We start from the raw sequence: 10393 nt of genomic DNA, 5'->3' as shown, positions 1-10393 counted from the left end.
GTGTCCAAGAATGAAAAGCTGCTCGCCAAACTGCTCAATGAGCACATGGCATTTACCTGGTCTGAGCTCGTCACGTTATTACGCCGATTGGGATACACACAGATTGAAGGGGCCGGAAGCCGGGTCAAGTTCGACATGGGCGACCCCAGTGCAATGATCACCCTGCACAAGCCTCACCCCGGCAACGAACTGAAACACTACATTCGGCGCCAGATCATCGAACAATTGAAATCAGGAGAACTGATTCAGTGAACAACCAACTGAAACACAAAGGCTACATCGGCTCCATCGAAGCCAGCCTCGAGGACAACTGCCTGTTTGGTAAAATCCTGTTCATCAAGGCATTGGTGAGCTATGAAGGCAAAACTGTGGCTGAACTGGACGCAGCCTTCCGTGGCGCGGTGGATGATTATCTCGCTACCTGCCAGAGCCTGGGGCACACGCCGGAGAAACCGTGCAAAGGTTCATTCAACGTACGTGTCGGGCATGACTTGCATTTGGCCGCTGCCCTGGCGGCAAACCGTAAGAAAGTGACATTGAATGATCTCACGCGTCAGGCGCTGAACGAATTTCTGCAGCATCACTACCCAGAGCCATGCCCGACGATTGGCTGACTATCCCAACCGCCGGTAACCCACTACCGCCGAGCCCGCAACCACCGCCCCTGCCGCCAGCGCCACCCAGAATCCGCTGGTGGCGCCAAAGTGGTCGATCATCCACCCCGAACTGGCGGCGCCAATGGCCACGCCGATGCTCAGGCCGGTGATCAGCCAGGTCATGCCTTCGGTCAGGCGGCTGGCCGGGACGATCTGCTCCACCATGGCCATCGACACAATCAAGGTGGGCGCAAAGAACAGCCCGGAGATAAAGATGGCAGCGGCCAAGCCGGGAATATTGCTCACCAGCAGCAAGGGCAAGGTGGTCAACGCCGTGGCTACGCCGCAGTACAGGAACTGGCGTGGCAACGGCGCCTTGAGTTTGAGGGCACCGAAGGCCAACCCGGCCAGGCACGAACCAATGGCATACACCGACAGCACGATACTCGCCGCCGCCGGTTGGCCCTGATGCTGGGCGAAGGCCACGCTGACCACATCCACCACGCCGACGATCACGCCCATGGCCAGCAGCAAAATCATCAGGATCAATACCGACGGCGACGCAATCAGCCAGCGACCGTGCGCGCCCTGATGCGCGTGTACCGGTGGCTCGGTTTGCCGTTGCAGCACAAAGGTGGTGACGCCCACCCCCAGCAACAGCGCCGCCACCAGGGGCCCGGCTTCTGGGAACACCGCCACGCTCAACCCCACCGAAATGGGCGGGCCGATGATGAAGCACACCTCATCGAGTACCGACTCCAGGGCAAACGCGGTTTGCAGCCTGGGCTGGCCACGGTACAACTCGGTCCAGCGCGCCCGCACCATGGCCGACATATTGGGCATGCAGCCCGCCAGCGCGGCGAACAGAAACAGCGTCCAATTCGGCGCCTGCAACCGCGTACACAGCAGCAACATCAATAGCGCCCCGCCGCCGATCAGCGCGGCAATCGGCAGCACCCTGCCCTGGCCGTAGCGGTCCACCCAACGTGACACTTGCGGCGCGCAAATCGCCGTGGCCAGGGCAAACACCGCCGCCACCGAACCGGCCAGGCCATAGCCGCCATGTACCTGGGACAGCATGGTGATCAGGCCGATGCCGGTCATGGATATCGGCATGCGCGCCAGCATGCCCGCGAGCACAAAGGCCCGGGCACCGGGGACCTGGAATAACTCAGCGTAGGGGTTTGCCATCCTGCTTGACCTCTTGCTCGACGCCCTGGGCTTGCTATCTGAATCCATCAGGGCAAAATACATACGACGCGTATGTGGCAGATCATGCTTCGCATACGCAGCGTATGTCAATCACTTAACCAAGAGACGCCCATGAGCCGAGCCCGAGCTGAAATGATCGAAGACACCCGCGCCCGCCTCATAGCGAGCGCGCGCCGGGCCTTCGCCACCCAAGGCTATGCCAATACCTCGATGGATGACTTTACTGCCCGTGCCGGCCTGACGCGCGGTGCGCTGTATCACCACTTTGGTGACAAGAAAGGGCTGCTGGCGGCGGTGGTCGCTCAACTCGACAGCGAGATGGACGCGCGCTTGCAACGCATCTCGGAGCAGGCCGTAGAGCCTTGGAGTGGTTTTTGCGAGCGCTGTCGCGCCTATCTGCGCATGGCCCAGGACCCGGAAATCCAGCGCATTGTATTGCAGGATGCCCCGGCGGTACTGGGCGACACTGGCTCCCAGCAACACTGCGTGGAGTCCTTGCGCCAATTGCTGGAGACCCTGATGCAAGCGGGCCTGATGCCTACGGCCCCCAGCCACGCACTGGCGCAGTTGATCAACGGCAGCCTGGTCAATACCGCATTGTGGATTGCCCGCGATGAGCACCCGAGTACACGGCTGGAGGAAGGCTTGCAAGGCCTGGAGCTGCTTTTGCGCGGGCTGAGCCTCACACCAACCGCTTGATCTGCTTATGCCGCCACACCAAGCGGTAATAGGCGATCTGCAACACCAGCATCGCCAGGTAGGTCACCGGAAATGCCATCCACACTCCTTCCAATCCGAAGTGGGCGTTGAACAGATAGGCCATTGGCAGTTCCACGCAGAGCACGCAGAAGATCGAGATCGCCACCGGCATCAGCACCACCCCGCTGGCGCGCATGATGCCGCCAATCACCGCCTGGAAGCCAAATACCAGAATGCTCCAGAGCATGATGTGCAGCAGGTGTTCGGCCCGTACCCGTGCGCTGTCGTCGGTGATGAACAGGCCCAGCAACCAGTGGGATAGCCCATAGCCGAGCACGATCAAGCCACCGGTGAGGCACAGGTTGATTACAAGCCCCGTGCGCAGGATCGGCCCGATGCGCTCCAGGCGCCCGGCGCCAATCGCCTGGGCGCCGAGGATCGAGGCGGTAATGGCGATCGACAGCGCCGGGAACTGCACATAGTTGACGATCTGCGTCACCGCGCCATAGGCCGCCGTGGCCTGGGAACCGTGGCCGTTGACCAAAGCCAGGATGACCAACTCCGACAGCGATAGCACCACCATCTGCAAGCCCGTCGGCAGGCCGATGCGCAGGACTTTGCCGAGGATAACGCGGTCCAGGCGCAAGGCGGCAAGCAGCTCGCGGTCTGGCGCCATCACGTGGCTTTTGTGGCGCAGGCGCAGGATCAGAAACAGCATCGCCAAGGCGTTACCCACCAGCCCGGCATACACCGCACTCTGGATGCCCATGGGTGGCAGGCCGATCCAGCCGCGAATCAGCGCAGGCGTGAGCAGCAAGCCCACCAGGGTGGAGACCATCAATGCCAGCAACGGCGAAATCGTGTCGCTGACGCCACGCAGCAGTTGGGTATAGAGGATGAACACCAGCAGCAACGGCATGATCAACATCATCATCTGGGCGTAACCCACCGCATCGTCGAGCACATCCACCGGCGTGCCCAACGCCTGCAATGCCGGGCGCGCAAACAGGCTGCCCAGCACGGCGGCCACCAGGCCCACCAACGCGCCCAGGGTCAGGGTGGCACCGGTAATCACCTTGACCATTCCGGTCTCCTGGGCGCCCCATGCCTGGCCGATCAACACCGAGGCGCCCGCCCCCAGGCCGATCACCAGGGCGATAAAGAAAAACACGATGGGAAACATCCCCGACACCGCGGCCAAGGCCTGGGTGCCCAGCATCTGGCCGACGTAAATGCCGTTGAGGGTGCCGGAAAAGCTCTGCAGGAAATTGGACAGCACCATCGGTGCCAGGAACAACAGATAGATTTGCCACAGCGGACGTTGCAAAGGGTTTTGCATGAAAAATGGGGCCTCGAATCACGAAAGCGTCTCAGGGTTATACCGTAACTGGATCCAATATGCTGTTGTGAAGGCCCGGGTTAACCCCCAAAGGTCTGCGACGGCCTGCGCAACGTCGGGTCAAACGGATTGAGCCGCGGCCCGATGGCCGCCGCCTCGCGCTTCAACAACTCCACCACCATCGGCAAGCGGCTTGGCCCCAGGCGGTCGCTGATGGTCGCCACGCTCAACGCCGCGACCGCGTACCCGTCGCGGTTGAGGATGGGGACCGCCAGCCCTGCCATACCTTCCAGCACACCGGTGTTGCGTGCTGCATAACCCAGCTTGCGCACGTTCTCAACTTCGGAGCGCAGCAGCACTTCGTCGTACAGATGGAAGTCCTTGAGCCGTGGCAGGTTGTAGCGGATCACCGTCTCGCGCTCTTCTTCCGGCAGAAACGCCAGGATCGCCAGGCTGCCCTGCCCCACACCCAAGGCCACGCGCCCACCGATATCGCCGGTGAAGGTACGAATCGGGTACGGACCCTCGCTGCGGTCCAGGCAAATGGCGTCGAAGCCGCTGCGCGCCAGCAGGAACAGCGAGTCCCCCAGCGACGCGCTCAGGCGCAACAGGCTGGGGCGCACAAGGTCGCGCAGGTTGCCGGTCTTGCCCGCGTTGGCCGCCAACGCGAAGAACTCCAGACTCAAGCGATAGCGTTTGCTGCGTGCATCCTGCTCAACCATGCCTTCGTCCATCAGGCTGCGCAGCAGACGATGGGTGGTGGGTTGGGACAAGCCCACCTGTTGGGCGAGCTGGGTGACCCGCTCGCCGCCCTCGGGTACCTCCCCCAGGGCTCGCAGCACAGCAAACAACCGGGAGACGCTGCCCGCACCGACTTCTTTGCCGCCATCAATTCGCTCAGTGGAATCCATAACACCTACTCTCGTTAATAATTCTGCTCAATGAATAAATCGCAAAATAGTAGTCCATTGAGTGAAATTCCACCTTCCACCCATCCTAGTCTTCGTCCTAATCTGCGTCCACAGGGGCGAATTGAACAACAACCGGCAGCCGACTTGAGATCGAGCGCCAACGCACCGGCACCGCACTTTTCGCATCTGCCCAAAACAAGAAAGCGCGTTTAGACGCGACTGAATAAAGGTGGAACGCAAACATGGCATTTCTCCAACTCAAGGCCTTGAGCAAACGCTATGGCGCCGTCGATGCGGTGGTCGCCACTGACCTGGCGGTGGAACAAGGCGAGTTCGTTTCCCTGCTCGGCCCTTCAGGCTGTGGCAAGACCACCACCCTGCAAATGATCGCCGGTTTCGTCGACGTCAGCGGCGGCCAGATCCTGCTCGACGGTCGCGACATTACCCACGCAAAACCCGCCAGCCGTGGCCTGGGCGTGGTGTTCCAGAGCTACGCGCTGTTCCCGCATATGAGCGTGCGCGACAACGTCGCCTTCGGCCTGAAGATGCGCAAGGTGCCTGCGGCCGACATCGCCACCCGCGTCAATACCGTGCTGGAGCTGGTGCGCCTGGCCCAGCATGCGCAGCGCTACCCTCGTGAGCTGTCCGGCGGCCAGCGCCAGCGCGTGGCCCTGGCCCGTGCGCTAGTGATCGAACCGCCGGTGTTGTTGCTCGATGAGCCGCTGTCCAACCTCGACGCCAACCTGCGCGAAGAGATGCAATTTGAAATCCGTCGTATCCAGTGCGCGGTGGGCATCACCACCCTGATGGTCACCCATGACCAGGCCGAAGCCCTGTCCATCAGCGACCGTGTGGTGGTGATGCAGGCCGGGCGTGTGACCCAGATCGACGCGCCGTACAAGCTCTATGAGCACCCGCGCACGCGGTTTATCTCGGACTTCGTCGGCAAGGCCAACCTGCTGGCCGGCGACTACGATGCGCTCGGCGCACCCCAAGTGCGTCACGACGGCGGCGCAGGCGAACTGACCCTGAGCCTGCGCCCGGAAAAAATCCAACTGGTGGAGCCTGGCACCGGGCGCATGCAAGGCAAAGTGCTAGACCGCTACTTTTTCGGCAGCCAATGGCTGTACCGCGTCCACACCGCCCTGGGCGAAATCACTGTGGTGCGCAGTAACGACGGCAGCGCACCGTTGGCTGGCGGCGCGGCAGTGGGCCTGCAATGGCAGGCCGATTTGCTGCGGGTACTGGCCGCCGATGAGGTGCACCCATGAGTCGCGGTTACCTGCTCTCGCTGCCAGCGCTGGTGCTGTTTGCCGGGCTGCTGATCGTGCCACTGGGCTTGACCCTGGTGCTGTCGTTCAATGTGTTCGACTACCAAGTGGGCGTGAAGGTCGATGAGTGGACCTTGGCCCATTACTGGGCGCTGTTGAGCGACGCCTACTTCTACGAGATTTTCTGGCGCACGTTCTGGATCAGTGCCCTGGTAACGCTGCTGTGCGTGGTGATCGGCGTGCCGGAGGCTTACATCCTCAGCCGCATGGGCACGCCGTGGCGCTCGATTTTCCTGATAGTGATCCTCACACCGCTGCTGATTTCGGTGGTGGTACGCGCGTTTGGCTGGAGCCTGCTGCTGGGTGCCGACGGGCTGATTAACCAAATGATCCAGGCTCTCGGCGGCAGTCCGATGAAGCTGCTGTATACGCCCTTCGCCGTGATCATCGCGTTGGTGCACGTGATGCTGCCGTTCATGATCATCCCGGTGTGGACCTCCCTGCAAAAGCTCGATCCGTCAGCCGAACAGGCGGCGTTGTCCCTTGGCGCCAGCCAAGCGACGGTGATGCGCAAGATCGTATTGCCCCAAGTGATGCCCGGTGTGCTGTCCGGCACCCTGATCGTATTCGGTTTGGCTGCCAGCTCCTTTGCGATCCCCGGTCTGCTGGGCGGGCGACGCCTGAAGATGGTCGCCACCGTGGTGTACGACCAGTACCTCTCGGAACTCAACTGGCCCATGGGCGCGACCCTCGCGGTGGCGCTGCTGTTGGTCAATCTGCTGATCATGCTGAGCTGGAACCGTATGGTCGAAGGCCGCTACAAAAAGTCCCTGGGGGTTTAAGCGCATGTCCAGAAACGGTCCGTTGGCCCTCGGTTTCCATGCAGCGGTGGTGCTGTTCATGATGGCGCCGCTGGTGGTGGTGTGCCTGGTGGCATTCACGCCAGAGAACACCTTGAGCCTGCCCACGTCGGGCTTCTCCCTGCGCTGGTTTCGCGCAGTGTTCGAACGCGCTGACTTTATCCAGGCGTTCTACAACAGCCTGATCCTGGCCTTCACCGCCGCCACGCTGGCGACCCTGATTGCGGTGCCGGCGGCCTTGGCGATCAGTCGCTATGCGTTCCCGGGGCGCAATTTTTTCAGCGCGCTGTTCCTGTCGCCCATCATCATTCCGCACCTGGTGCTGGGGGTGGCCATGCTGCGCCTGTTTGCGCTGATGGGCGTAAACGGCAGCTTTACCTGGCTGATGCTCGCGCACGTGGTGATCATCACCCCCTATGTGTTGCGCCTGGTATTGGCGGCGGCCATCGGCATTGATCGCAGTGCCGAGCAGGCCGCCGAATCCCTCGGCGCCGGGCGCTTTACGCTGTTCCGGCAGATCACCTTGCCAATGATTTTGCCTGGCGTGGCCGGTGGGTGGTTGCTGGCGTTCATCAACAGTTTCGATGAAGTGACCCTGTCGATTTTCGTCAGCTCGCCGGCCACGCAAACCCTGCCGGTGCGCATGTACGTGTACGCCACCGAGTCCATCGACCCGATGATGGCGGCCGTTTCGGCGCTGGTCATCGCACTGACGGCAGCGACCATGATTGTGCTCGACCGGGTCTACGGCCTGGACCGCGTACTGGTGGGGAAACACTGATGGCCTTGTTCAAGCGACTGAGCGAAACCCAACGCCCTGCCCTGGCCTTTACCCTCGACGGCCAACCCGCCACGGGGCTGCTCGGCGACACCCTGCTGACCGCCATGCTGACCTGTGCCGAGCACCTGCGCGGCAGCGATTTCAGCGCCGAGCGCCGCGCCGGGTTTTGCCTGATGGGTGCGTGCCAGGATTGTTGGGTGCGGCTGGCCGATGGGCGGCGGGTGCGCGCCTGTTCGACCCTGCTTGAAGACGGCCAGGCGATCAGCCGTGACCCGGGGCGCCAGCCATGAAGCCGGTGGTGATTGTGGGTGCAGGCCCGGCGGGGATCAGCGCGGCGCGCACGTTGCTCGACCACGGCATCACACCTTGCCTGGTGGATGAGAGCCCGCGCGGTGGCGGGCAGATTTATCGGCGCCAACCTCCAGGGTTTCAACGCACCGCCAGGCAGGTCTACGGGTTTGAAGCGCGCAAGGCCCAAGCCGTGCACCGCACCATGGATGAACTGGCAGCCTTGATCGACTATCGGCCCGATACCTTGGTGTGGAACGCCGAGGACGGTCGCCTGGACATGCTCAATAACGGGCGCGCCGACAGCCTCGAATACGCGCAGGTGATAGTCGCCACCGGCGCCACCGACCGCATCCTGCCTGTGCCGGGCTGGACATTGCCCGGTGTCTACAGCCTGGGCGCGGCACAAATCGCCTTGAAGTACCAAGGTTGCGCTATTGGCGAACGCGTGGTGTTTTGTGGCTCCGGGCCGCTGCTCTATTTAGTCGCGTACCAATACGCAAAGGCCGGTGCCAAGGTGCTGGCGGTGCTTGACAGTGCGCCGCTGAGCGCCCAATGCCGGGCCTTGCCAGCGCTGCTCAGGCAACCGGCGACCCTGGCCAAAGGCATGTATTACCGCGCCTGGCTGACCGCCCACGGGATTGCCGTGCATCAGGGCGCAATGCTCAAGCAGATCGACGGCGACCAACGGGTGCGTGGCATTCGCTTCGGCGAACAGACCCTGCCATGCGATGCGGTGGCCTTCGCCCATGCCCTGCGCAGCGAAACGCAATTGGCCGATCTGCTCGGCTGTGAGTTTGCCTGGAACCCGCTCAATCGCGCCTGGCTGCCGCAACGTGACAGCGCCGGGCGCAGCAGTGTCGAAGGGGTGTACCTGGCGGGCGACGGCGCCGGGATCATGGGCGCCGATGCCGCGCAAATGGCCGGCGAATGTGCCGCGCTGGCGTTGCTGGAAGATACCGGCGTCGCGGTCGACCCGCACCGCCGGGCCACACTGGAGCGGCAGTTGGCGCGTATCCAGCGCTTTCGCCAGGGCCTGGAAACCGCGTTCCCCTTCCCCGAGCACTGGGCCGCGCAGGCGCCGGACGAACTGGTCCTGTGCCGCTGCGAAGAGGTCAGCGTCGGCGAGGTGCGCGCCGTGGTGGATGAAGGCCACTGGGAAATTAACCGGGTCAAAGCCCATTGCCGCGTCGGCATGGGCCGCTGCCAAGGGCGCATGTGCGGGTTGGCGGCGGCGGAAATCGTAGCAGAGCGCAGCGGCCGCGACCTCCCACAGATCGGGCGTTTGCGTGGCCAGGCGCCGATCAAGCCGCTGCCGTTTGGCGTGCAGGTGCAGCCATGATCGACGTCATCGTCTTGGGGGGTGGCATCGTCGGGGCTTCGGCGGCCTTGGTGCTCGCGCAAAAAGGCCAGCGGGTGGCACTGGTAGAACGGGATTTTTGTGGCTCGCACTCAAGCGGCGTCAATTACGGCGGCGTGCGGCGCCAGGGGCGGCCCTTGCATCAGTTACCGCTGTCCCAGCGCGCTCACCAACTGTGGGCCGACCTGCCTGGGTTGATTGGTATTGAGGGTGAATACGTGCGCTGCGGGCATTTGAAGCTGGCGCGCAGCCCCGGGGATTTTGCCGCACTGCAAGCCTACGCCGATCAGACCCGTGGCTTTGGCCTGGGCTTGCAGCTGTTGGACCGCAGCGAGTTGCGCAAGCGTTTTCCCTGGGTGGGCGACGTGGCAGTGGGCGCCTCGTTGTGCCCGGATGATGGGCATGCCAACCCGCGGCTGGTGTCCCCAGCCTTTGCCCGTGCCGCCCAACGCCATGGCGCTGCGGTGTACGAGCAAGCCGAGGTGATCCGCATCGCGCACGACAGCCGACTGTTCCAGGTGCACTGCGCCAACGGCCTGCACTTGCAAGCGCCCTGGCTGCTCAACTGCGCCGGCGCCTGGGCTGGCAAGGTCGCCGCGCAATTGGGCGAGCCGGTGCCGATTATCTCGGCGCACCCGGCAATGCTGGTCACCGAGCCGCTGCGGGGAGTGATGACCGTCAGCACCGGCGTCGAGGGCGGCGGCATCTATGCCCGGCAAGTCGCCCGTGGCAATTGCATCCTCGGCGGCGGGCGCGGCTTTGCCCTCGGCCCACAGCAAGCCCGGCCGGGCCAGGCGGCGGTGCTGGAGATCCTGCGCAATGCCGGCGAACTCTACCCGTTTCTACAGGGAGCCCAGGCCATTCGCACCTGGAGCGGCACCGAAGGTTACCTGCCCGACCACGAACCGGTGATCGGCCCCAGCAGTACCCAACCCGGCCTGCTCCACGGCTTCGGCTTTGCCGGCGCCGGGTTCCAGCTCGGCCCCGCGGTTGGTGAAGCCCTGGCAGAGATCGTCTGCGACGGCGCCAGCCGCCAACCCATCGAAGCGTTTTCCATCCGTCGTTTCCAAGCCTGA

The 10393-nt window shown here is 63.3% G+C and carries 12 protein-coding genes; 9 read left to right on the top strand and 3 right to left on the bottom strand.

All coding sequences use genetic code 11. From position 1 onward, the window contains the following. Positions 1–252, top strand: a complete 252-nt coding sequence (locus tag BMH52_RS17495) for a type II toxin-antitoxin system HicA family toxin (protein ID WP_014718823.1) — start codon at positions 1–3, stop codon at positions 250–252. After that, positions 249–614 (top strand): type II toxin-antitoxin system HicB family antitoxin, encoded by a 366-nt coding sequence (locus tag BMH52_RS17490; RefSeq protein WP_014718824.1) that lies wholly within the window; start codon positions 249–251, stop codon positions 612–614. The genes BMH52_RS17495 and BMH52_RS17490 overlap by 4 nt, the downstream gene beginning before the upstream one ends. Here the strand turns inward: BMH52_RS17490 and BMH52_RS17485 are convergent, their stop codons facing one another. Next, positions 615–1787 carry an MFS transporter gene (locus tag BMH52_RS17485; RefSeq protein ID WP_014718825.1) on the bottom strand — a complete coding sequence of 391 codons (1173 nt, stop codon included), beginning with the start codon at positions 1785–1787 and terminating at the stop codon, positions 615–617. It abuts the gene before it with no gap. Positions 1788–1919: 132 nt separating this feature from the next. Between BMH52_RS17485 and BMH52_RS17480 the strand changes: the two genes are divergently transcribed. Further along, positions 1920–2507, top strand: a complete 588-nt coding sequence (locus BMH52_RS17480; protein WP_032905010.1) for a TetR/AcrR family transcriptional regulator — start codon at positions 1920–1922, stop codon at positions 2505–2507. Here the strand turns inward: BMH52_RS17480 and BMH52_RS17475 are convergent. Next, positions 2491–3846 (bottom strand): MATE family efflux transporter, encoded by a 1356-nt coding sequence (locus BMH52_RS17475; RefSeq protein ID WP_073844470.1) that lies wholly within the window; start codon positions 3844–3846, stop codon positions 2491–2493. The genes BMH52_RS17480 and BMH52_RS17475 overlap by 17 nt on opposite strands. A gap of 80 nt (positions 3847–3926) precedes the next feature. After that, positions 3927–4757 carry an IclR family transcriptional regulator gene (locus BMH52_RS17470; RefSeq protein WP_019816829.1) on the bottom strand — a complete coding sequence of 277 codons (831 nt, stop codon included), beginning with the start codon at positions 4755–4757 and terminating at the stop codon, positions 3927–3929. Positions 4758–4999: 242 nt separating this feature from the next. On the opposite strand from BMH52_RS17470, the gene BMH52_RS17465 reads away from it, so the two are divergent. From BMH52_RS17465 to BMH52_RS17440, 6 genes are read left to right on the top strand one after another with little or no spacing between them, the layout of a single operon-like run. Continuing rightward, positions 5000–6028: an ABC transporter ATP-binding protein gene (locus BMH52_RS17465; RefSeq protein ID WP_014718829.1), complete on the top strand. Its 1029-nt coding sequence runs from the start codon at positions 5000–5002 to the stop codon at positions 6026–6028. Then, positions 6025–6870, top strand: a complete 846-nt coding sequence (locus tag BMH52_RS17460) for an ABC transporter permease (protein ID WP_014718830.1) — start codon at positions 6025–6027, stop codon at positions 6868–6870. The genes BMH52_RS17465 and BMH52_RS17460 overlap by 4 nt, the downstream gene beginning before the upstream one ends. 4 nt (positions 6871–6874) lie before the next feature. Further along, positions 6875–7669 carry an ABC transporter permease gene (locus BMH52_RS17455; RefSeq protein WP_020303062.1) on the top strand — a complete coding sequence of 265 codons (795 nt, stop codon included), beginning with the start codon at positions 6875–6877 and terminating at the stop codon, positions 7667–7669. Then, positions 7669–7959, top strand: a complete 291-nt coding sequence (locus BMH52_RS17450) for a (2Fe-2S)-binding protein (RefSeq protein WP_014718832.1) — start codon at positions 7669–7671, stop codon at positions 7957–7959. The genes BMH52_RS17455 and BMH52_RS17450 overlap by 1 nt, the downstream gene beginning before the upstream one ends. Further along, entirely contained in the window at positions 7956–9299 is a 1344-nt protein-coding gene (locus BMH52_RS17445; protein ID WP_014718833.1) for an FAD-dependent oxidoreductase, read from the top strand. Before BMH52_RS17450 ends, BMH52_RS17445 begins: the two co-directional genes overlap by 4 nt. Further along, the gene (locus BMH52_RS17440; protein WP_014718834.1) at positions 9296–10393 is read left to right on the top strand and encodes an FAD-binding oxidoreductase; all 1098 of its coding nucleotides are present in this window, start codon (positions 9296–9298) and stop codon (positions 10391–10393) included. Before BMH52_RS17445 ends, BMH52_RS17440 begins: the two co-directional genes overlap by 4 nt.

The organism is Pseudomonas sp. BTN1, assembly GCF_001907715.1.
Lineage (GTDB): Bacteria > Pseudomonadota > Gammaproteobacteria > Pseudomonadales > Pseudomonadaceae > Aquipseudomonas > Aquipseudomonas paracarnis.
The sequence above is the reverse complement of the archived record's forward strand: the minus strand, read 5'-3'. Positions and strand labels throughout refer to the sequence as shown.